Raw genomic sequence first — 22,555 nt, 5'->3', positions numbered from 1 at the left:
TTCTGCATGGTCCCTCGCGAGCCCTGGTTCCAGCGCCAGTTCACCTTTGACTTGCCGGTGAGCGCCGCGGCGGGGCTCATCGAGCGGCTGCGCGGCACGCCGCCACGCCTGACCCACCGGCTGGTGGGGCGCCCCGTGGCCCAGCTCACGCGCCGGGCCGGCGTGCACTGGTCCATCCAGGAGAATGCCGGCCACCTCGGCGACCTCGAGCCGCTGTGGCTGGCCCGGATCGAGGACCTGGCCGCCGGGCGCCGCACCCTGGCCCCCGCCGACCTCGACAACCGCACCACCGAGGACGCGGGCCACAACGCGCGCCCGCTCTCCGAGGTGCTGGCCACCTTCGAGGCCCGGCGCGCCGACCTCGTGGCGCAGCTGGAGCAGGCCGACGAGGCCGACTGGCTCCGCGCCGCCCTGCACCCGCGGCTGCAGGCCCCGATGCGGCTGCTCGACCTCGCCTTCTTCGTGGCCGAGCACGATGACCACCACCTGGCCACGATCAGCGAGTTGCTGCGCCGGGACGGTTGACGCCCATGCGCGCCCGGACGGCCGTCGGCCTGTTCCTCGCCGTGGCGGGGGCGATGGTCCTGCTCCTGCGGCCGGTGTACCGGGGCGCCTCGCCCGACCTCACCGGCGCGGTGGAGGCCACCGGCCCGGTGGAGGTGTATCACCCGGTGCCTGGGTGGGTCGGGGTCCTCGCCGTGCTGGCGGGTGGGGTGCTGCTGGTCGGTGGTCGCGACGCCCCACGCCGCCGCGGACACCGGTAGCCCATCCGCGCGTGTCGCGCGGGCAGGGTGCGCGGTATCTTCCCTCCCGCCTTCGGGCGGCACGCTGCCGTGCCGCGCCACCGACCTTCCCCCTCGGAACTCTGACATGCTGACGATCCGTTCCCTCGGCCGGCAGGGCCTGCAGGTCTCCGCGCTCGGGCTCGGCTGCATGGGGATGAGCCAGTCCTACGGCATCCCCGACGACGCCGAGTCGGTCGCGACCATCCATCGCGCCCTCGAACTGGGCCTCGACTTCTTCGATACCGCCGAGGTCTACGGTCCCTACACCAACGAGGAACTGCTGGGGCGGGCCCTCAAGGGCCGGCGCCACGAGGCGGTCATCGCCACCAAGTTCGGCATGCGCATCGAGAACGGCGCGATGACCGGCGTGACCAGCCGGCCGGAGGACATCCGCCGCGCGGTGGAGGGCTCGCTCCGGCGGCTGGGCACCGATCACGTGGACCTGCTCTACCAGCACCGGGTGGATCCCGACGTGCCGATCGAGGAGGTGGCGGGGACGGTGGCGGCGCTCATCAAGGAAGGAAAGGCGCGCTACTTCGGCCTCTCCGAGGCCGGGGTGCAGACCATCCGCCGGGCCCACGCCGTCTGCCCCGTCTCCGCGCTCCAGAGCGAGTACTCCCTCTGGGAACGGAACCTCGAGGCGGACGTGATCCCGGTGCTCAAGGAGCTGGGGATCGGGCTGGTGCCGTTCAGCCCGCTCGGCCGCGGCTTCCTGACCGGCACCGCGCGCCGCGCGGAGGAGTACCCCGAGGGCGACTACCGGCGCAACGACCCGCGGTTCCAGGGCGGGAACTTCGACGCCAACATGCGCGCGGCCCAGCTGGTGCAGGAGCTGGCCACCTCGCGGGGCGCCACGCCCGGGCAGGTGGCGCTGGTGTGGCTGCTGGAGCGTGGCGAGGGGATCGTTCCCATCCCCGGGACCAAGCGCCGCCGGTACCTCGAGGAGAATCTCGCAGCGGCCACCCTCGGACTCAGCGCCGCGGAGCTGGCCCGGCTCGACGCCGTGCTGGCGCCGGGCACGGTGGCCGGGCCGCGGTACACCGAGGCCATGATGCGCTACGTGGACCGCTGATCCGCCGCGCGGCGCCGGGCACCGGCGCGACACTCCTCCGCAACACGTTGGTCCAGCGCGACTTGGCGCCCGGCATCGCGGCTGTGCCCGGGCGCACAGCGCCGGGCGGTCCGACAGGGTAGATCAGCTTCATCCCCGTCGCCGAGTCCGCCACTCCATGAAGCGCTCCTCCGCCGCCGCGCCCGGCCTGTTCAGCGGCGCGCACAAGTGGTTCACCGGCATCCTCACCACCGCCGCGGCGCTGCTCGCCCTGGCGGTGAACGCGCGCAATCTCGGGATCGCGCCCTGGCTCGGCCTGCTCGACCTCAACTTCGCCGACCACGCCGCCAGCCGGATCGTCCTCACCCCACGCAGTGATACCCTCCGGGCCCTCGGCGACACCGCGGTGCTCACCGCCACCGTCACCGACGCCCACGGCGCGGCGCTGGCCGGCGCCACCCTCCGCTGGCGCAGCGTGGACACCAGCATCGCGGTGGTGGATTCCGGCGGCGCGGTGGTGGCGCGCGCCCCGGGCCGCAGCAGCATCGAGGTGACGGTGCGGGAGGTGACCGCGCGGGCCACCATCCATGTGGTGCAGCAGCCCGCCAGCATCACCCTCGTGGGCGACAGCGCCGTGCGGCTCGCCGATGGCGACTCCCTCCGGCTGCTGGCCCAGGTGCAGGATGCCCGCGGCCACCGGGTGCTCGGACTCTTCCCCCGCTGGGAGACCGCCGACTCCGCCGTGCTCGCGGTCGATTCGCTGGGTCTTGCCCGCGCCCTGGCCCCCGGGCGCGCCTACGTGCGGGTCAGCGCCGGGGGCCAGCAGGCCCGCCTCCGGGTGGATGTGGCGCTCGCCCCCGCGGCGCTGGTGCTGCAGAGCGGGGAAGGCCAGCGTGCCCTCGCGGGCCGCCGGCTCCCCGACCCGGTGGTGCTCCAGGTGCGGGCGCGCGCCGGCCAGCCCGTCCCGGGCACCCAGGTACTGCTCTCCGCCGACGACGAGGCGGGGCGGGTCGAGCCGGATACCGCCACCACGGACGCCGACGGCCGGGTACGCGCCGCCTGGACGCTGAGCCCCCGGGCGGGAATCCAGCACCTCGTGGCGCGGGTGCCGGGCGTGGACAGCGCCCTCACCGTCACCGCCGAGGCCGATCCCGCCCCCGGCAACGTGCGGATCGAGGTCCTGAGCCCCGACCTGCGCGGGGTGGCGGGCGAGGAGCTGTCCCAGCCAGTGCTGGTCCGGCTCACCGACACCCTGGGCCTGGCGCTGGGCCTGGTGCGGATCGGGTGGAGCAGCCTCGAGGGCGGGACGATCGCGGGCTCGGCCCGCACCGACTCCTCCGGTGCCGCGCAGGCGTACTGGACTCTGGGCCGGCGCGCCGGGCGCCAGCGGCTGCTGGTGCAGGTGGGGAATCCGCGGCTCATCCCCGCCACGCCGGTGGTGGCCGTGGCCGAGGCGGGCGCGCCGAGCGGCGTGGTGCTGCAGTCGGGGCAGGGCCAGCGGGCCACGGCGGGCACGCGGCTGCCCAAGGCCATCGTGGTGCTGGTGCGGGATGCCGGCGGCAATCCGGTGGGTGGCGCCTCAGTGACGGTGCTGCCGGCGGCCGGGTCGGTGGAGGACTCCGTGCTCATCACCGGGCCCGATGGCCGCGCCGCGGTGCGCTGGACCCTCGGTGCCGCGGCGGGGGAGCAGCGGCTGGCCCTGCGCCTGGCGGGCACGGCGGCCTCGGTGCAGGTGACCGCCACCAGCCGCGCCCCGGTGCCGGTCGCGCCGGCGCGGGTCAAGCCCCGGCGGGGATGACCGGCGGCGGGTCGAGGTGGGGGGGCAGGCGGACGATGGTGAACCAGAAGTGCTCCACCGCGTTGACCACCCGCACGAAGCCCTCGAAGTCAACCGGCTTGGTGATGTAGGCGTTGGCGCCGTGCTCGTAGCTGAGCGCGATGTCCCGCTCCACGTCCGAGGAGGTGAGGACCACCACCGGGATGCGGCGGAGGTTTTCGTCGCCCTTGATCTGGGCCAGGACCTCCCAGCCGTTGCGGCGTGGCAGGTTGAGGTCGAGCAGGATGAGGTCGGGGCGGGGGGCCTGTTCGTAGGGGGCGCGCCGCGCCAGGAAATCGCCGGCCCGGACGCCATCTTCCACCACGAAGAACTCCAGCCAGAGCCGGCTCGCGTCGAGCCGGTCCCGGATCATGTCGGAGTCGCCGGGATTGTCCTCGACCAGCAGCACGCGGATGGGCTGTGCCTGGTACGGGCTGCGGGAGTCCGGCATCGCGCCACCTCCTTCACATGAGGGGGGACCACTCGGCCTGCGGCGTACCGAACAGGAAGCCCTGGCCGTGCGTGCAGCCGGCGGCCCGGGCGAACGCGTGCTGGGCCTCGGTCTCGATGCCGTCGGCCACCACGTCGAACTCGAGCAACTTCCCGAGCCCCGTGATGGCTCGCACCAGCCGCGCCGCCTCGAGGTCGGTCGGCGCGGTGGACACGAAGGCCCGCGCGATCTTGAGGGAGCGGATGCCGTGGCGCACCAGGTGCGCCGGCGAGGAGAACCCGGTGCCGAACCCATCGACCGTGAGCCGCACCCCGAGCGCCCGGAGCGCGTCGAGCCGGTGGTTGGCTTCGGCCGGGAGCAGCATCAGGGTCCGCTCTGAGATCTCGATGTCGAGCGCCTCGGCGGGGAGGGCGCTCGCCGCGAGCTGTGCCTGCAGCGCGGAGAGGAACTCCGGCGCCTGCAGCTGCCGGGCGGAGAGGTTGAGGGCCAGCCGGAGGGAGGGCGCGCCCGCGGTCCGCCAGGCGGCCAGCTGGGCACACGCCTGTCCCAGCACCCACATTCCCACCTCCCGGATGGACCCCGACTCCTCGAGCTCCGCCAGGAAGTGCCCGGGGCCGAGCAGGCTGCCGTTGCGACGCCAGCGCAGCAGCGCCTCCACCCCGACCAGCGCGCCCCCCGGCAGCGCCACCTGGGGCTGGAAGTGCAGCACGAAGTCGCCCCGGGCCACCGCCAGCTGGACTTCCTGCCCGGGAGGCGTGCCGGCGCCGTTCCGGCCGTGGCTGGCGTAGACCTGCATCCGGTTCCGGCCCGACTGCTTGGCGAGGTACATCGCCTCGTCGGCGGCGCGCAGCAGGTCGGCGGTGGCGCGGCCGGCCTCGGGGTGCACGGCGATCCCGATGCTGCCGGTGATGGCGATGTCATGTCCCTCGTGCCGGACCGGCAAGGCAAAGGCATCGAGGATGCGCCGGGCCAGTTCCGTCACCCGCCCCTCGCTCTCGATGTCTTCCACCAGCACGGCAAACTCATCCCCACCCAGCCGGGCCACGGTGTCGTAGTCGCGGACCGCCGCCTCCACCCGCCGCCCGATTTCCTGCAGCAGGGCGTCCCCGGCCTCGTGGCCCAGGGTGTCGTTCACTTCCTTGAAGCGGTCGAGGTCGATGAACATCACCCCGAAGCGGCGCCCCCCGCGGCGGGCCCGGGTGCAGGCCACCGTGACCCGGTCGTGGAAGGCGGCGCGGTTCACCAGCCCGGTGAGCGGGTCATGCTGCGCCTGCTGCAGCAGCCGCTGCTCCCCCCGCTTGCGCTCCCTCGCGTGGCGCAGGGCGCGCAGCAGGTTCTCGGAGTTGATGGTGCCCTTGATCAGGAAATCCTGGGCGCCGAGCTGGATGACCAGCTGCCCCAGGTCCTCGTCGGCCAGGCCGCTCAGCACCAGCAGCGGCACCCCGGGCGCGGCGGCACAGATCCGGGTCACGGCGTCGAAGCCGCGGGCGTCGGGCAGGGAGAGGTCGGAGATCACCGCCTCCACCGAGGTGTTGTGCAGGTACTCGATGGCGGCCTCCAGCCGGGTCAGGTGCACCACCTGCGTGCCAGCATACTCCTCGCGCAGGTACTCCGCCGCCAGGTCGGCATCGCCGGGATTGTCCTCCACCAGCAGCACCGTGGGCGGGGAATCCTCGGGGCCGGGCTCGTCGCGCATGCGCCGCGCCCGCCGCTGGTGCAGCTCGTAGGCACGGGCGAGCGTGGCTTCCAGCTCCTCCTCCAGCCACGGCTTGCGCACCACCGACGAGATCGCGCCGTCCCCCATCAGGCTGGCGCGGAGGTCGAGCTCCGGGTAGCCGGTCAGGATCACGAAGGCGGTAGCGGGGCACAGCGGGCGCAGTCGCTCGATGAGCGTGAGCCCGTCCATGCCCGGCATCCGCAGGTCGGTCACGATGATGGGATAGAACCGGGTACGCGCGAGCCGGATGGCTTCGGCGCCGGCGGCGGCCACGTCGGCTTCGTAGCCCAGGGGCCGCACGGTCAGGGCGAACGCCCGCGCCACCGCGCGGTCGTCGTCCACGAAGAGGATGCGGCGGAGCGGCGGGAGGCTCATCCCGGCGGCTCGGCCGGCGCGGGGAGCGTGAAGTAGAACGTGGTGCCGTGGCCCGGCGTCGACTCGAGCCAGATCCGGCCGTGGTGCCGCTCGATGATCTTCTTGGCCAGCGAGAGCCCGATGCCGTTGCCCTCGTACTGGCCCCGCGGGTGCAGCCGCTGGAACATCTCGAACACCCGGGCGGCGTACTCCGGCTCGATGCCGATGCCGTTGTCCTCCACCGCGAAGCGCCACTGCCCGCCGTCCGGCGTCGCGGAGATCCGCACCAGGGGGGGACGGTCGGCCACGAACTTGAGCGCGTTGCCCACCAGGTTCTGCAGCACCTGCCCGAGCTGCACCTCATCCGCCAGGACCACCGGGAGCGGGTCCGCGGCCACCGCGGCGCCCCGCGCCTCGAGCGTGGCGGCCATGTCCGCCAGCACCCGCGCGAGCACCACGCCGGCATCCACCGGCCGCGGCGCCCTGGCCTGGGAGTCCACCCGCGAGATGGAAAGCAGGTCGCTGACCAGGCGCTGCATCCGGCCGGCGCCTTCCACCGCGTAGCGGATGTACTTGTCGGCGCGCTCGTCGAGGCGGCCCCGGTACCGCTCCGCCAGGAGCTGGGTGTAGCTCGCCACCATGCGCAGGGGCTCCTGCAGGTCGTGCGAGGCCACGTAGGCGAACTGGGCCAGTTCCTGGTTGGAGCGCTGCAGCTCCCGGCGCTGGCGCGCCTCCGCCGCCGCCGCCGCCCGGACGCCAGTGATGTCGGTGATGCAGGCCATCACCATCGGCCCCCGGCGGGTGACGAGCGGGGTGAGCGCGATGCTCGCCGGGAAGACGGTGCCGTCCTTCCGCCGCACCTGCAGCTCTGCCACCCGGTCGCTCATCCCGCGATGGCGGGGCGCCGCCATGAACTCCTGCCGCTGGGTCGCGTGCAGCGCCCGCAGCTCGAGCGGGACCAGCACGTCCACGGACTGCCCCACCAGCTCCTCGCGCGAGTAGCCCAGGAGCCGCTCGCTGGTGTTGTTCACGGCCTGGATGCTGCCCGCCACGTCCACGATGACCAGCCCGAGCGGGTTGGCCTCGATGGCCAGGCGGAACTGCTCCTCCTCGAGCTTGCCGGAGGTGATGTCGCGGGCGATGACCCCCACCCCCACCGGCTCGCTGCCGCCGTCGAGGATGGGCCACAGGGACAGGCCGAGGTCGATGGCCTGGCCATCCCGGCCCCGATGGACCGTCTCCAGCCGCAGCGCCGGCACGGCCCGGCGCAGCTCGGGGAGCAGGGCCGCCAGCCGCTGGGCCGCGTCGGTGCCGATCACCTGGTCCAGCGGGGCGCCCAGCGCGGCCGTCTCGTCCCGGCCGAACAGCGCCACGGCCGCACGGTTCCACGACGTGACCCGGCCCTCGAAGCTCAGGGTGAAGATCGCCTCACCGGCCGACCCCACCGCCGCGGCCAGGAGCCGGAGCTGATCGGTGGCCGCCGGGCGGCGCACCTCGGGGCGTGCGGAGTCGAGGGGAAGGGGGTGGGCTACGCCCCCGGCGTGCTGCGGCGTCATCAGCGCGGCCCCGCCGCTCGGGCGCGGTCGGGGCGGATGGCTCGAATCCCCGCCGCCGGCGAGGGGTCGGCGCAGGCGCGGTCATGCGGACGGGCAATCCGACGGTCCAGCAAGGGAACCCCAGCGGGAGGCGCACAGGGGATGCGCCACCTCTCGGCTCGATGTGCCGTAACCTTGTACGGGATGCCGGACATCAAGGCAGTCCATATTCTGACACGACTTGTCGGAAGTCAATACGCTGCAGGAGTTTATGGATTTCTTCATCGCCTGCTTCACTTCCGAACATGCCCGGGAACTACGCCGTGGTAAGCGGAACGATGGATCGAGGGGAGAATGAAGAACGGGAAGGCGCCTGGGGCACCTTCCCGTCGGTCCTTCGGGAGCGAGGCGAGGTCAGGCCGGGTCGGCCGTCACCGCCGGGCGGAACGCCGAGGGGGGCAACGAGACCGGCGCGCTCGCCTGCTCGCGCTCGGCCTGCTGGATGGCCATCCGGATCCGGCTCGCGACGAACTCCGAGAAGGGCCCGAAGTGGACATACAGCCCGCACATCATCCCGATGTAGCGGATGGAGCGGGGATTCCGGATCAGCCCGCCCAGGAACGTGCTCCAGAAGGGTCCGCGGGCGCGGCTGTCGGCCGTCATTCTGGCGGCCATGCGGATGAAGCCGCGGAGCTCCTTGGCCCAGCGCTTGAGGCCGGGCTTGTAGCGGCGCCCGCGGCTGTCGAGGTGCTTCCCGACCCGGGCCACCCGCCCGAAGTAGCGGTCGGCGCGGTACACCGTCTCGATGACGGTGAGGTAGTCGCGCAGGATGTCGAGCTTGGGGCGGAGCGGATCGAAGTTGATGCCGGCCGTGCACTGGTCGCCCACGCCATCCGGCTGCAGGTCGGCGTCGGCGTGCAGCCGACCTTCCTTGGTGAGCCGGCGGGTCAGCTGGGTGTTGGGGAGCGCGTACAGCAGGCCCACCATCGCGGCGGGGATCGCCGTGTCTTCCACGCAGCCGATGATGCCGCGGGCCACGCCCGCGCCCTCGGTATCGAATCCGAGGATGAACCCGGCGTTCACGAAGAAGCCGGCCTGGTACATCTTCTCGACGCTCTCGGCGATCGACCGGCGGGTGTTCTGCTTCTTCTGCATCGCCTTGAGGGTGTCCTCGTCCGGGCTCTCGATCCCCACGAAGACCGCGAAGAACCCGACCTCGCGCATGAGGCGCATCAGCTCTTCATCGTCGGCCAGGTTGATCGACGCCTCGGTGGTGAACTCGAAGGGCCAGTCCCGCTCCTCCAGCCAGGTCTTGAGGTGGGGCAGGAACTGCTTCACCAGCTTCTTGTTGCCGATGAAGTTGTCATCCACCAGGTCCACGTGGCCCCGGTAGCCCAGGTCGTAGAGGGTCTGCATCTCCTTGAGCATCTGCTCGGTGCCCTTGGCCCGGGGCACCCGGCCGAAGAGCTCGATGATGTCGCAGAACTCGCAGTTGAAGGGGCAGCCGCGGCACCACTGCACCCCGATGTGGTTGTAGCTGCCGAACCGGAGCAGGTCGAACCGCGGCGTGGGTGACTTGGTGACGTCCGCCTTGTCGGGCGACTCGTAGGTGTGCCGGGGGGTTCCCGCCTGCAGGTCGGCCAGGAACGGCGGCAGGGTCACCTCGGCTTCGCCCAGGATCAGGTGATCCGCCTCGGCGTAGACCCGCGGGCTCGAGGTCGGGTCCGGCCCCCCCACGATGACCTTCTTCCCCCGGGCCCGGGCGTTCCGGATCACCTCGAGGCAGTCGAGCTGCTGCGGCAGCATCCCGCCGGTCAGGACGATGTCCGCCCACTCGAGGTCGCGCTCGGCGAGGGTCTCGATGTTCCGATCCACCAGCCGCAGTTCCCAGTCCCCGGGGAGCATCGCCGCCACGGTGCACAGGCCGAGCGGCGCAGCCGGGTACTTCGCATCCATCAGCTCGCAGGTATCGCGGTAGTTCCAGAAGGAAGCCGAGCGGAACTGGGGGTGAACCAGAAGGGCGCGGGTCATGAGCTCTCGGCGGGGAAGGGCCGGGGATGAGTTCGGGAGGCTGCTGCAACCTACCCCTATTCACCTGATTCGGGAATGACCGAGAGGGGAGCAGGCCGGGGGGTCCGGGGCCGGCGTTCGTCGATATGGGCGATGAGCTGTCAAGATAGATATCCAGTTTTCGCACAATTTTACACACAAAACGCCGGTTGACTCGCATTTTCTCGATTGTCAGCCACAATCTCTTGCATGTTTAGCCAATATTCTGGTGCACTGGATCTTGCGCTTGCCTGGTAGACCCCCTAGAATCGTGCCGTCAGACATTCCTGTCCCCTGCCGCCATTCCAGTGAGGATGACCCCGGTGACCCTGCCCGCCCTGCTCCCCTTCCTGCAGGATGCCGTCCCTGCCATCTCCCCGGCGGATACCGCCTGGATGCTGGTGGCCACGGCGCTGGTCCTGCTCATGACGCCGGCGCTCGCCTTCTTCTACGGGGGCCTGGTCCGGTCCAAGAACTCCCTCAATACCATGATGATGAGCTTCGTGGCGCTGGGGGCGGTGGGGGTGCTCTGGGCGCTCCTGGCGTACAGCCTCGCCTTTGCCGAGGGCGGACCCCTCCTGGGCGGGCTCGACAACGCCCTGCTGGCCGGGGTGGGGGTCGAGGCCAAGGGCACCATCCCGCACCTGCTGTTCATGGCCTACCAGGGCACCTTTGCCATCATCACCGCGGCCCTGATCTCCGGCGCCGTGGTGGAACGGATGCGCTTCGGGCCCTATGTGGCGTTCATCCTGCTCTGGACCCTGCTGGTGTATGCCCCGGTGGCGCACTGGGTGTGGGGGGGCGGCTGGCTGATGACCAAGGGGGTGCTCGACTTCGCCGGCGGCACGGTGGTGCACATCAACGCCGGCGTCTCGGCCCTGGTGGCCGCGCTGGTCCTCGGCGGGCGGAAGGACTACGGCCGGCAGGCCATTCTGCCCCACAACGTGCCCTTCGTCCTGTTGGGTGCCGGGCTGCTCTGGTTCGGGTGGTTCGGGTTCAATGGCGGCAGCGCCCTCGCCTCCGGTGAGCTCGCGGCGCTGGCCTTCACCAACACCTTCCTCGCCCCGATGGCCACGCTCTGCGTGTGGGCCCTGCTCGACTACTCCCGCACCGGCCACGTCACCGCCGTCGGGGGCGCCACCGGGATCGTGGTGGGGCTGGTGGCCATCACGCCGGCGGCCGGCTTCGTGAGCCCGGTGGGCGCGCTGGCCCTGGGCGCCATCGCGGCGCTGCCGAGCTATTTCGCCATCGTCTTCCGGGCCCGGACCCGGCTGGACGACTCGCTCGACGTCTTCGCCGGGCACGGGATGGGCGGCCTCACGGGGGCCCTGCTCACCGGCGTGTTCGCCTCCAAGGCGTGGAACGCCGCCGGCAACGACGGCCTGCTCGCCGGCAACGCCGGCCAGCTCGGCCTGCAGGCGCTCGGCGCCGGGGTGTCGGTGGTCTACGCCGGCCTCATGACGCTGGTGATCCTCAAGGCGCTCGGCCTGGTGATGGTGCTTCGTCCCGATGCCCGCACCGAGGGGCTCGGCATGGACGTCTCCCAGCACGGCGAGGAGGCCTACAGCAGCGGCGAGGGCTCGATCCTCGTCCTGCCGGCCGACCTGCCCGCGCCCCAGTCCGTCACTCCCGGGCTGCCCCAGCCCGCCGCCCGCTGACCCGAGGAGCCCGACCGATGAAGCTCATCATCGCCACCATCCGGCCCGACAAGCTCAACGACGTGCTCGAGGCCCTGTACCGTGCCGAGGTTCGGGGGCTCACCGCCTCCCGCGTCATGGGGCACGGCGGGGAGACGGAGCGGGTGGAGAACTACCGCGGCACCACCGTGAAGATGGGGCTGCAGGAGAAGGTGCGGCTCGAGATCGGGGTCTCCGACGGGTTCGTCGACGTGACGGTGCAGGCCATCGTCCGGGCGGCGCGCACCGGCGAGGTCGGCGACGGCAAGGTCTTCGTGCTCGACATGGAGCAGGTACACCGCATCCGCACCGGGGAGCGCGACGAAGCGGCGGTCACCCCGACGGTGCCGGCCGCGGTCTAGCGTTCAGCCGGCGCGCGCAGGCGAACGGGCGGGCTCCCCCAGGGGAGCCCGCCCGTTGGGCTGGCCGGCTGCGGTGCCGTCCGGGGGCTACGTGGCGGGAGCGCCGACGTCGCTCGTGAGCCAGGCGATCGCCTCGGCCGCGGTGTAGCTGGAGCGGCCCTGCAGCAGCTCGCCCAGCAGCACCAGGTCGTCGCCGCTGGTCACCAGCGGCGGCTCCACGGTTGCGTCCTTCCGCACCTGCGCCAGCCCGATGCTCGCCATCAGGCCGTTGCAGAGGCACTTCCGGCCCTCGGTCTCGGCCTCCTCGCCGCCCTTCTTGAGGTAGGTGGCCACCGGTTCGCTGGCGCAGCGGTAGTCCAGGCGGCCATCGGCGCGCTGGTAGGCGGTGCGGAGGTAGCCCAGGTCGCAGACGCGGGCGCGCTCCACCCGGCGGGCGGGGTCGTCATCCCACTGCACCACCTTGAACGGGAACCCGGTGGGCGAGGCGACGGGGTCGGTGAACACCGCCACCTCGCCGCGGGCCACGTGGCTGAGCACTGAGGCCTTGAGCTCCGGAGTGAGCCCCGATTCGTCGCAGAAGGCGAACAGCGTCCCCACCTGGATCCCGGCTGCGCCGGCATCCAGCGCCTCCTTGAGGCGGCCCGGCCGGCCGGCCCCGCCCGCCAGCCAGAAGGGGAGGCCCAGCTCCTTCATCTTGACCAGGTCCACCACGTCGCGCTCGCCGTAGACGGGCTCGCCGAGCTCATTGAAGCGCGGCTCGCCGCGGGGCGGGGCGTTGTGGCCGCCGGCGGTGGGGCCCTCGATGATGAAGCCGTCCACCCGGCCGCTCGCCTTGCGGCTGAGCATGGTGGCCAGCGAGTTGCTCGCGATGATCGGCAGGAACACCGGCCGGGTGAGCGGCGCCGGCGGCACCGGGAAGTGGTCGGTGGGGATGAGCCGCATCCGCTCCGGCGTCTCGGGCGAGAGCCCCTCCACCTCGAGCCGCATGGCCGCCGGCTGGTGCAGGGCCAGGGCGTCGAGGGCGGCCGGGACTTCCTTGGGGATGCCCGCGCCCATCAGCACCACGTCCACCCCCGCCAGCATCGCGCCGTACAGCGAGGCCAGCGTGGGCAGCTGGATCTTGGTGAGCAGGTTGATCCCCACCGGGCGGTCGTGCCCTTCCTTGGCCAGGAAGACCTCGACGAAGGAGGCGAGCATGGTGAGCCGTTCCCGCTCGGCGCTGGCGCCCTGCCGGTACATCGGCAGGGCGGCGTAGGGTTCGTCGGCGGCGCGGCCCTCGGGCCGGAAGTAGCGCTTGAGGGCATCTTCCGCGGCCTGGCGAAGCGGGAACCGCTCCATGGCGCGGCGGATGTGGCCACCGAGGTCGCCGTCCTGCAGCCGGCGGACGAGGACGGAATCGAGGGCGGTGCCGGAGACGACGCCGAGCTGGCCGCAGAGCGCGACCGCGCGGGCGAGGCGCCAGTTCGAGACACCGACTCCCATTCCCCCCTGGATGATGGGCGGCAGGGCCAAGGCATGAGTCATGGAAGGGAGTATCGCCTCCGGTACGTCAAAAGCCAATACGCCTCTTCCGCTTTCCGCCGGGCGCGTAGATTATGGCCCGCCATGCGCGCCCCCCCGCACGCCCCCCTCCTGGTGCTGGTCCTCGCCCTGCTCTCGGGACGTGGCCTGGCCGCCACGCCGCCGACGCAGGAGGTGATGCAGCGGCTGGTCACCGCCGCGCGGCACCCCGACCTCCGCTGGCCCGACCTCGCCGACGTGGCGCCCGACCTGGGCCGGCTGTACGCGGCCCGGGGGTGGGCGCCGCTGTGGCTCGCGGGCGACTCGCTCACCGTGCCGGCGCGGGCGCTGCTCCGGCTGCTCGACGAGGCCGGCAATCGCGGCCTGGACCCGCTCGACTACGACGCCCCCTGGCTTGAGACCCAGCTGGCGCGCGGGGTCCAGGGGGACAGCGACCAGGCGGCGCGGGTGGAGGTGGCGCTGTCGGTCGCGGGGGCGCGGCTCGCGCTGGCGCTCCGCCGCGGCCGGGTGCGCCCCGAGGCGGTGCATGCCACCTACACCGTGCCCGCGGATTCCTTTGACGTCACGGCCACCCTCACCGCGCTGGCGTCGAGTCCGGCCCCTGACAACGTGCTGCGGGCGCTGGAGCCGCCCTTCATCCACTACTGGCTGCTCATGGCCTCGCTGGTGCGCTACCGCGAGCTGTCCCGCGACAGCGCGCTGGTGGTGCTCCCGCCCATGCCCCGGCGGCTGCGGCCCGGGGAACCCTACGCCGGCACCCCCACCCTGCGCCGCCTCCTCCGGCTGCTCGGCGACTACCGCGACAGCACCGCGGCGCCGATCCTCGACACGCTCTACTCCGGGGCGGTGGTCGAGGCGGTGAAGCGGTTCCAGATGCGGCAGGGGTTCTTTCCCGACGGCGTGATCGGCGACTCCACCCGGGGGCGGATGCAGCAGCCCTTTGCCCAGCGCATCCGCCAGATGGAGCTCTCGCTGGAGCGCTGGCGCTGGATGCCGCGGCGCTTCACCGCCCCGCCCATCATCGTCAACATCCCGGCCTTCCGGCTCTATGCCTTCCGGACCCTGGACCTCGACGAGTCCACCATGCTCGCGATGAACGTGGTGGTGGGCACCGCGTTCAAGACCGAGACCCCGGTGTTCTCCGCCGACCTCGAGTACCTGATCTTCTCGCCCTACTGGGACGTGACGCCGACGATCGCCACCAACGAGATCAAGCCCGCGGCGCTCAAGGACCCGGACTTCCTGACCCGCAACCGCTACGAGCTGGTGGAGCAGGGGGAGCCGATCGCGCCGTGGCCGGAGAACATTGCGCGGATCGGCCAGGGGGTGCGGGTGCGACAGACGCCCGGCGCGCACAACGCGCTGGGCACGGTCAAGTTCATCATGCCGAACGACTACCAGGTCTACCTGCACGACACGCCGTCGAAGGCGCTGTTCGAGCGCACCCGTCGGGACGCGAGCCACGGCTGCATCCGGCTGGGCGATCCCTTTGCCCTTGCCCAGTTCCTGCTCCGGGACCAGCCGGAGTGGACCGACGAGGCCATCCGCACCGCCATGCGGGCGGAGGCGCCGACCACCGTGCGCTTCCGGCAGCGCATCCCGGTGCACATCACCTACGCCACGGCGGTGGCGCGCGGCAACGGCGACGTCTTCTTCTACCCCGACATCTACGGGCACGACAAGACCCTCGACCAGCTGCTGCGCAAGGGCTATCCCTACCGGGTGGCGCGGGCCGCGCCGGTCCGGCCGGTGGTCGCCCCGGGAACCTGACCCCGGCCGCCGGGTTTCGCCGGCGCCCGTCCCGGGGCTAACTTCCCCGCCCCTCGACGCCGAGACTCTGGAGCATGACCCACGTGGGCGGACTGGTGCGGAAGGTGGCGGGCCTGGCGAGTGTCGCGGCGCTGGGCGCCGGGATGCTCGCGGGCCTGCTCGCCATGGCCACGCCCGCCCCGTCCGCGCCGGTCGTCGCCGCGCTGCCGGACTCCAGTGGTGACACGCTCACCACCACGCTGCGCCCCTACCTGGGGCTGAGCGGGCGGCTGCGCGCGGTGAGCGTTTCGGCCGACAGCGCCCGGGTGTCGCCGCTCGCGGCCCTGGTGCCCGCGCTCGCCGCGGGGCAGCCGGGCCTCCACCCCACCGGGCTCTCGGCGCCCGACGGCGGCCCCATCAGCGCCCTCGCCCTGGTGCCGCTGCGCGCCAAGCGGGGCGCGCTCTGGAACGGCTACCGCGTGGGGTACTGGCCCGGGGAGCGGACGGGGCGCGCCCCGAGCCGCTACCCGCTGCCGGAGGGCTTCCTCGAGGTCACCCCCGAGAACCAGGACCAGCCGCTCTCGGTCAGCTTCCGGGTGCGCGACTTCCTCACCCACGACCAGGCCCAGGTCTGGCCCAAGGTGCTGGTGATCCAGCTGCCGCTGCTCGACAAGCTGGAGCTGATCGCCGCCGAGCTCGAGGCGCTGGGCAAGCCGTCCGCGCTGCGGGTGATGTCGGGCTTCCGCACGCCGCAGTACAATGCCCTGGGCGTGGGCGCCCGGGGGGGCCGCGCCCGGGACAGCCGGCACATGTACGGCGACGCCGCCGACATCTTCGTGGACGCCGACGGCAACGGGCAGATGGATGACCTCGATGGTGACGGCCGGGTGACGGTGCGCGATGCCCGCTGGCTGGCGGGCCTGGCCGACCGGGTGGAGCAGGCGCACCCCACCGTGACCGGCGGCATCGGGGTGTATCGCGCCACCGCGGCGCACGGCCCGTTCGTGCACGTGGACGTACGGGGCACCCCCGCGCGCTGGTAGCGCCGCCCGCCGGCCGGCCGCGGCCCTCCGCATTCCACCTCGCGCCCCCCTGACTCAGCGCGTCACCGGCACCGCCGCCGCCCGCCGCGCCCGGCCCAGCGCCGCCTCCTGCCACACCGAGTACGCCGCGGGGATCACCACCAGGGTCAGCACCGTGGAGCTCAGCATCCCGCCCACCATGGGGGCGGCGATCCGCTGCATGACGCTGCCGCCCGCGCCGTTTCCCCAGAGGATCGGCAGCAGGCCGGCCATGATGGCCGTGACCGTCATCATCTTGGGGCGGACCCGCTCCACCGCGCCCTCGACGATGGCCGCGTGCAGGTCGGCGACGGTGGCGGCCGGGCCCCGTCGCGCCGCCCAGGCCTGGTCCAGGTAGAGGAGCATCACCACGCCCGTCTCCGCCGCCACCCCCGCCAGCGCGATGCACCCGACCGCCACCGCGACCGACCAGTTGAAGTGCAGCAGGTAGAGCAGCCATACCCCGCCCACCAGCGCGAAGGGCAGGGAGAGCATCACCAGCGCCGCGGGCGCCAGGCGGCCGAAGTTGAGGTACAGCAGCAGGAAGATGATCGCGAGGGTGGCCGGGACCACCACCCGCAGCCGCTCCGCCGCCCGCTGCATGTACTCGAACTGCCCGCTCCAGCTGATGGAGTAGCCCGGCGGCAGCGTGACCATCCCGCGCACCATGCGCTGGGCCTCGGCCACGTAGCCGCCGATGTCGCGGCCGGCCACGTCCACGTAGACCCAGGCCGTGGGCACGGCCCCCTCGGTGCGCACCACCATCGGGCCCGCCACCTGCCGGATCGTCGCCACCTGGCCGAGGGGCACGTAGCTCGCGCTGCCCGGGGCGGGCGCGGCGCCGGGCATGCCCATGCCACCGGTCCCGTCGCCCGCGCGTGGCGCGCCGTGGGCGGCGGGGATGAGCACGTCGAGGAGGCGGTCGGGATTGTCCCGCAGCTCGTGCGGGTAGCGGATGCGGACGCCGTAGCGCTCGCGCCCCTCGACCGTGCGGGTGACCGTCATCCCCCCGATGGCGGTGGCGATGACCGTCTGCACGTCGCCCACATTGAGGCCGTGCCGGGCCGCGGCCGCCCGGTCGATCGCGATGTCGAGGTAGTAGCCCGACTCCGCCCGCTCCGCGAAGGCGCTGCGGGTGCCGGGCACCATCTTCACCGCCGCCTCCACCTCGCGCCCCAGCCGCTCGAGCACGCCGAGGTCTGGGCCGAAGATCTTGACCCCGACGGGCGTCCGGATGCCGGTGGCGAGCATGTCGATCCGGCCCTTGATGGGCATGGTCCAGGCGTTGGTCACGCCCGGCAGGCGCACCGCGCTGTCCATGCTCGCGATCAGCCGGTCGGTGGTCATGCCGGCGCGCCACTCGGCGCGCGGCTTGAGGGTGATGGTGGTCTCGAACATGTCGAGGCCGGCCGGGTCGGTGGCGGTCTCCGCGCGGCCGGCCTTGCCCCACACCGAGGCCACCTCGGGGATGCCCCGGAGCGCGCCGTCCTGGATGCGCAGGATCTCCCGCGCCCGCGCCACGCTGGCGCCGGGCAGGGTGGTCGGCATGAAGAGGATGGACCCCTCGTCGAGCGGCGGCATGAACTCCCCGCCGATCCGGGTCCATGGCACCCAGCTCACGATGAGCGCGGCGAGCGCCATCGCGAGCGTCGGCCAGCGGTGGCGCAGCACCAGGCCGATCACCGGCCGGTACAGCCAGGCCAGCAGGCGGTTGACGGGGTTGGCCCGCTCCGGCACGATCCGCCCCCGGATGAAGAGCCCCATCGCCACCGGCACCAGGGTCACCGAGAGCAGGCTCGCCGCCGCCATCGCGAAGGTCTTGGTGAACGCCAGCGGCTTGAACAGCCGGCCCTCCTGCCCCTCGAGCGCGAACACCGGCAGGAAGGAGACCGTGATGATCAGGAGCGAGAAGAACAGCGCCGGTCCCACCTCGCGCGCGGCCCGGCTCACCAGCGCCCGGCGCGCCTCGCCCTCCAGGGGCACGCCGGGGCTCTCCGCGGCGTGGCGTTCGAGGTGCTTGTGCATGTTCTCGATCATCACGATGGCCGCGTCGATCATGGCCCCGATGGCGATGGCGATGCCGCCCAGCGACATGATGTCGGCGCCCACGCCCACCCAGCGCATCAGCAGGAACGCGATCAGGATCCCCACCGGCAGCGTGAGGACCGCCACGAGCGCCGACCGGGCGTGCAGCAGGAACGCCAGGCACACCAGCGCGACGATCAGGCTCTCCTCCACCAGCGTGCCCCGCAGGGTGGCGATGGCGTCGCGGATGAGCCCGCTGCGGTCGTACACCGGGCGGATGACCACCCCCGGCGGCAGCCCGGCTGCCACCTCCGCCAGCCGCCGCTTCACCGCGTCGATGGTGGCGAGGGCGTTCTCGCCGAAGCGCATGACCACGATGCCGCCCACCGCGTCGCCCCGGCCGTCGAGGTCGGCGATGCCGCGCCGCGCCGCCGGGCCCACCGTCACCCGGCCCAGCTCCGCCACCCGCACCGGCACGCCGCTCGCCGTGGCGCCGACCACCACCTCCTCGATGTCGGCAATGGACTTGAGGTACCCGAGGCCGCGCACCATGTGCTCCCGTTCGGAGAGCTCCACCACCATGGCGCCCACGTCGGAATTGGCGTTCTGGAGGGCGGCCATCACCCGGGTGATCGGGATGCCGTACGCCTGCAGTCGCGCCGGGTCGAGGTCCACCTGGTACTGCTTCTCGAACCCGCCCAGCGAGGCCACCTCGGCCACGCCCGGCACCGCCGTGAGGGCGTAGCGCAGGTACCAGTCCTGCAGGCCCCGCAGCGCGGCGAGGTCCAGCTGCCCCGTGGTGTCCTCGATGGCGTACTGGTACACCCAGCCGAGGCCGGTGGCGTCGGGACCGAGGGTCGGGGTGACGGGCGCCGGCAGCCGGCCCTTGATGCCATTGAGGTACTCGAGCACCCGGCTCCGTGCCCAGTAGAGGTCGGTGCCGTCGGCGAAGATCACGTACACGAACGACACGCCGAAGAACGAGTACCCGCGGACCGTCCGCGCGCCGGGGACCTTGAGCATCTCCGCCGCGATCGGGTAGGTGACCTGGTCCTCGACGATGCGCGGCGCCTGCTCCCCGTACTCCGCCTGCACGATCACCTGCACGTCGCTCAGGTCCGGCAGCGCCTCCAGCGGCGTGTGCCGCACCGCCCACGCCCCGCCCGCCACCGCGAAGAGGGTGCACAGCAGCACGAGCGCCCGGTGGCGCGTCGCCCAGTCGATGATCTGTTCGAGCATGGCGTCACTCCCCCTGACCCGAGGGCCGGGCCGGGGCGGCCGGCGGGGCCATGCCCGGCATCCCTTCGTGTCGCGTGGGGCTGGTCGGCGGGGCCGCCGGCGCCCCCGGCGCCGTCAGGTCCATCCCGGGCATGTCGCCCATGCCCCCCAGCAGGGTGCCGAGGTTGGACTCCGCGTCGAGCAGGAAGGTGGCGGAGGCCACCACGGTGTCGCCCGGCGCGAGCCCGCGGAGGATCTCCAGCCGGTCCTCCGTCTGGGCGCCGAGCTCCACGTCGGTCGGGGTGAACTTGCCGTCGGCGCGCCGCACGAACACGAGGTGCCGCGCGCCGGTGCTGAGCACCGCGCTGCGGGGTACGCTCAGCACCGGGCCGGTGCTGCGGGTGCTGAACTTGATGGTGGCGAACATCCCCGGCTTGAGTCGCAGCCCGGGGTTCTGGAACGCCACCCGGATCCGGCCGGTGCGCGTGGCCGGGTCGAGCGTCGGGTAGACGTAGGTGATCAGTCCATCACGCGGTTCGCCCGGCAGCGCCTGGAACTCGGCCGTGACGGTCTGCCCCACGCGGGTCACGCCGAGGTCCTGCTCGAACACCTCCCCCTCGAGCCAGACCACGCTCAGGTCCGCGATGCGGTAGAGCGCGTCGCCGGCCATCACCCGCTGGCCCTGGAGCACCGCCTTCTCCAGGACCACGCCGGTGACCGGCGCATGCAGGGTGAGGGTCCGCGGCGCCACCCCGCTGCTGTCGATGCCCGCGATCACGTCGGCCGGGATGCCCCAGCTGGCCAGGCGCTGCCGCGCGGAGGACACCAGCCGCGCGGCCTGGGCCCGCGCCTCCGGCGTGGCCTCCGACACCTCCGCCTGCAGCCGCCGGGCGAGCAGCAGCTCCTCGGCCGCGCTGGTGAGCATGGGGGCATGCAGGGTGAGCAGCGGCTGGCCGGCCTGGACGACCTGGCCGGTGAAGTCCGCCTGCAGCCGCTCCACCCAGCCCTCGATCCGCGGGGACACCGTCCGCACGCGGGTCTCGTCGAACGTCACCTGCCCCACCACCCGAACGCTGCGGCTGAGCGGGGCGGCGGTCACGGGGGCGAAGGTGATCCCGATACGGCGCTGGTCCGTGTCGCTGAGCTGCACCGGTCCTGCCCCGGCCCCGGAGACCGCGGCGCCATGCTGATGGCCGGCTGGCGTGCCGGCCGCGGGCGCGCCCCGCGGGGCCAGGCGCCACGCGGCCAGGATGGCGGCGGCGAGCACCAGCACGGACAGCACCGTCCCGATGGCGCGGGCGCGGCTGCTCGGGACCTCGTAGGTGGGGGCGGTCATCGGGTGGCTCCGTCGGCCGACGCGGCGGCCAGGAAGGTCATGGTCGTGAGCATCTCGAGTTCCGCCCAGGCCTTGCCGGTCTCGGCGTCGAGCCGGACCAGCTCCTGGCGGGCCGCGATCAGGCCCATCTGGCTCTCGAGCAGGGTCATGAGGTCCACCTGGCCGGCACGGTAGCCCGACAACGCGGAGCCGGTCGCGGCCTCGAGTTCCGGCAGCAGGATGGTCTGGTAGTGCCGGCGCGTCGCGGCGGTGCGGGTGAGCTCCGCCGCCAGCGCGCCGATGCGGGTACGGGTCTCGAGCCGCATCGCGGCGAGGTCGGCCACGGCCTCGGCATGCATGGCCCGCGCCTCGCTGGTCATCTGGCGCTGGCGGCTGCCGGGGGTGAGCGGGAGGGTGAACCCGAGCATGAAGCTGGCCATCCGGTCGGTGCCGCCGTCCGGCATCGGCCGCTGGCCGTAGATCACGCCCAGCGTCAGGTCGGGCCAGATCTCCCGTGCGGTGCGACGGGCCAGCAGGTCACGTTGGGCCGCGTCGAGCGCGCCCGCGGCGAGCATCGGTCGGCGCGCGAGCGCCAGCGCCTCCAGACTGTCCACCGGGGGCGGGGCCGCCGGAAAGGCCGGCAGCGTGGGCGTGCCGACCGGGGCATCGAGCGGGAGTTCCGCGAGGGCGTTCAGGGCGGACGCCATCGTGGCCCGCATGCCCTCCATGCGGAGCACCGCCTCGTCCATGCGGGCCAGCTCCACCTGGGCGCGCAGTACCACGGCCTGCGGCGTGCTCCCGCTGGCGTACATCGCCTCACCTGCGCGGAGCGCCTCGCCGAGGAGGCGGCGTCCCTCGCGCATCAGCCCCAGCGTGGCGTCGGCCTGGTAGAGGTCGAAGAAGCGCATCGCGGCGTCGGCGCGGACGTCCTGCGCCATCTCCCGGGTGCGTTCCGCCTCGGCCTCGGCGCCCGCGCGCGCGGCCCGCACCGCGAGCCCGGTCTTGCCCGCCACCGGCACCATCTGCATGATCTGGAGCTGGGTCATGCCGAGGGGATCGGAGAGCCCGAGGCGTGGCAGGCTCCGGTTCATCAGGGCCAGCTGGATGGCCGGGTCAGGCCAGCGACTGGCGGGTCCGATCCGGGCGCGCGCGGCGTCGCTGCGCGCGCGCGCCGCGGCCAGCCGCGGGCTGGTGGGCTCGATCCGACGGTACAGCTCCGCCAGCGTCAGGGGAGGCGCGGCCTGGGCCTGGGCATCCCGCGCCAGCAGCGCGAGGCCCAGGACAATGACGACGATTCGCATGGGTGCATCCCGATCCAGGTGAAGCGCCCGCGGGGAGGCTCCCCGGGGGCTCCCGCCGGCCGGGTCTCAGCTCCCGGTCACGGCGAGGCGATGGCCCTGGATCAGGCGCGTGGAGGGGGGCTGTCGGGGGTGAGGTCCCGGGGAGGCAGTGCGGGAAGCAAGGGCGCGGCCGGCTGGACCGACCTCGTCGGCGACAGCACAAGAACCTGCGCCGCCGGCGGGGCACCAGCCGACAGGCAGCCCGCCATGGTCAGGCACGCGGCGCCGGGGAGCACCGGACAGGGGTGGCCGGGGTGGTGCCGGGTTGGCGCCTCGGGGTGGTGCCCGCCATGATGCTCTGCCGGCGCCGGTGTCGGCCCGCCACAGCCAGCCTCCACCCCTGTGCTCGTGGCGAGCACCAGGGTGAGGAGCAGCAGGGCGAGCAGGCGGGACGGCAGGCTCATGGGTCCAAGGTCAGCCAGGAGTGATGATTCCGACTTGAAGGGTCTGTTAACAGTACCTCAGGATCGCGCTGGGCGCACCGGGTGAATCCTTTCCGGGCGGATCCGGCTCTCCTGGGCAGGATTGCT

General features: G+C 72.9%; 17 protein-coding genes. 8 read left to right on the top strand and 9 right to left on the bottom strand.

Annotated elements, in window-relative coordinates:
• Window positions 1–6 precede the first annotated feature (6 nt).
• The 4 genes from IPJ95_19145 (at window position 7) to IPJ95_19130 (ending at window position 3,634) form a co-directional block, all read left to right on the top strand.
• Window positions 7–525, top strand: a complete 519-nt coding sequence (locus tag IPJ95_19145) for a DinB family protein (protein ID MBK7925720.1) — start codon at window positions 7–9, stop codon at window positions 523–525.
• Window positions 526–530: 5 nt separating this feature from the next.
• Window positions 531–764 carry a hypothetical protein gene (locus IPJ95_19140; protein ID MBK7925719.1) on the top strand — a complete coding sequence of 78 codons (234 nt, stop codon included), beginning with the start codon at window positions 531–533 and terminating at the stop codon, window positions 762–764.
• 106 nt (window positions 765–870) lie between these two features.
• Window positions 871–1,857, top strand: coding sequence for an aldo/keto reductase (locus IPJ95_19135; protein ID MBK7925718.1), 987 nt, complete (start codon window positions 871–873; stop codon window positions 1,855–1,857).
• A 157-nt stretch (window positions 1,858–2,014) separates the two neighbouring features.
• Complete coding sequence (locus IPJ95_19130) at window positions 2,015–3,634, top strand: Ig-like domain-containing protein (protein MBK7925717.1); 1,620 nt, start codon at window positions 2,015–2,017, stop codon at window positions 3,632–3,634.
• On the opposite strand, the gene IPJ95_19125 is transcribed toward IPJ95_19130, so the two are convergent.
• From IPJ95_19125 to IPJ95_19110, 4 genes are all read right to left on the bottom strand, one after another.
• On the bottom strand, window positions 3,615–4,103 hold the full coding sequence (locus tag IPJ95_19125; protein ID MBK7925716.1) for a response regulator: 489 nt from the start codon (window positions 4,101–4,103) through the stop codon (window positions 3,615–3,617). The genes IPJ95_19130 and IPJ95_19125 overlap by 20 nt on opposite strands.
• A gap of 13 nt (window positions 4,104–4,116) precedes the next feature.
• Entirely contained in the window at window positions 4,117–6,195 is a 2,079-nt protein-coding gene (locus tag IPJ95_19120; GenBank protein ID MBK7925715.1) for an EAL domain-containing protein, read from the bottom strand.
• Window positions 6,192–7,730 (bottom strand): PAS domain S-box protein, encoded by a 1,539-nt coding sequence (locus IPJ95_19115; protein ID MBK7925714.1) that lies wholly within the window; start codon window positions 7,728–7,730, stop codon window positions 6,192–6,194. Before IPJ95_19115 ends, IPJ95_19120 begins: the two co-directional genes overlap by 4 nt.
• 393 nt (window positions 7,731–8,123) lie before the next feature.
• Window positions 8,124–9,740 carry a B12-binding domain-containing radical SAM protein gene (locus tag IPJ95_19110; protein ID MBK7925713.1) on the bottom strand — a complete coding sequence of 539 codons (1,617 nt, stop codon included), beginning with the start codon at window positions 9,738–9,740 and terminating at the stop codon, window positions 8,124–8,126.
• Between the two features lie 332 nt (window positions 9,741–10,072).
• Here IPJ95_19110 and IPJ95_19105 point away from each other — a divergent pair, with 332 nt between their 5' ends.
• Window positions 10,073–11,416, top strand: coding sequence for an ammonium transporter (locus IPJ95_19105; protein MBK7925712.1), 1,344 nt, complete (start codon window positions 10,073–10,075; stop codon window positions 11,414–11,416).
• Between the two features lie 17 nt (window positions 11,417–11,433).
• Window positions 11,434–11,796, top strand: coding sequence for a P-II family nitrogen regulator (locus IPJ95_19100; GenBank protein ID MBK7925711.1), 363 nt, complete (start codon window positions 11,434–11,436; stop codon window positions 11,794–11,796).
• Window positions 11,797–11,883: 87 nt separating this feature from the next.
• On the opposite strand, the gene IPJ95_19095 is transcribed toward IPJ95_19100, so the two are convergent.
• Window positions 11,884–13,278: a nitronate monooxygenase gene (locus IPJ95_19095; GenBank protein ID MBK7925710.1), complete on the bottom strand. Its 1,395-nt coding sequence runs from the start codon at window positions 13,276–13,278 to the stop codon at window positions 11,884–11,886.
• A 123-nt stretch (window positions 13,279–13,401) separates the two neighbouring features.
• Here IPJ95_19095 and IPJ95_19090 point away from each other — a divergent pair, with 123 nt between their 5' ends.
• Together IPJ95_19090 and IPJ95_19085 are read left to right on the top strand one after the other, a co-directional pair.
• Entirely contained in the window at window positions 13,402–15,087 is a 1,686-nt protein-coding gene (locus IPJ95_19090; GenBank protein MBK7925709.1) for a L,D-transpeptidase family protein, read from the top strand.
• Window positions 15,088–15,161: 74 nt separating this feature from the next.
• Window positions 15,162–16,109 carry a DUF882 domain-containing protein gene (locus IPJ95_19085; protein ID MBK7925708.1) on the top strand — a complete coding sequence of 316 codons (948 nt, stop codon included), beginning with the start codon at window positions 15,162–15,164 and terminating at the stop codon, window positions 16,107–16,109.
• A 54-nt stretch (window positions 16,110–16,163) separates the two neighbouring features.
• Here IPJ95_19085 and IPJ95_19080 read toward each other — a convergent pair whose 3' ends face one another.
• The 4 genes from IPJ95_19080 to IPJ95_19065 all read right to left on the bottom strand — a co-directional run bounded on the left by IPJ95_19080 (window position 16,164) and on the right by IPJ95_19065 (window position 22,429).
• Entirely contained in the window at window positions 16,164–19,391 is a 3,228-nt protein-coding gene (locus tag IPJ95_19080; GenBank protein MBK7925707.1) for an efflux RND transporter permease subunit, read from the bottom strand.
• A gap of 4 nt (window positions 19,392–19,395) precedes the next feature.
• Window positions 19,396–20,706 (bottom strand): efflux RND transporter periplasmic adaptor subunit, encoded by a 1,311-nt coding sequence (locus IPJ95_19075; GenBank protein ID MBK7925706.1) that lies wholly within the window; start codon window positions 20,704–20,706, stop codon window positions 19,396–19,398.
• Window positions 20,703–21,986, bottom strand: coding sequence for a TolC family protein (locus IPJ95_19070; GenBank protein ID MBK7925705.1), 1,284 nt, complete (start codon window positions 21,984–21,986; stop codon window positions 20,703–20,705). The genes IPJ95_19075 and IPJ95_19070 overlap by 4 nt, the downstream gene beginning before the upstream one ends.
• 101 nt (window positions 21,987–22,087) lie before the next feature.
• On the bottom strand, window positions 22,088–22,429 hold the full coding sequence (locus IPJ95_19065) for a hypothetical protein (protein MBK7925704.1): 342 nt from the start codon (window positions 22,427–22,429) through the stop codon (window positions 22,088–22,090).
• Window positions 22,430–22,555 lie beyond the last annotated feature (126 nt).

The organism is Gemmatimonadota bacterium (genome assembly GCA_016713785.1).
Lineage (GTDB): Bacteria > Gemmatimonadota > Gemmatimonadetes > Gemmatimonadales > GWC2-71-9 > JADJOM01.
Note: the sequence above shows the minus strand (reverse complement) of the source record. Positions and strands in the feature narration are given on the sequence as shown.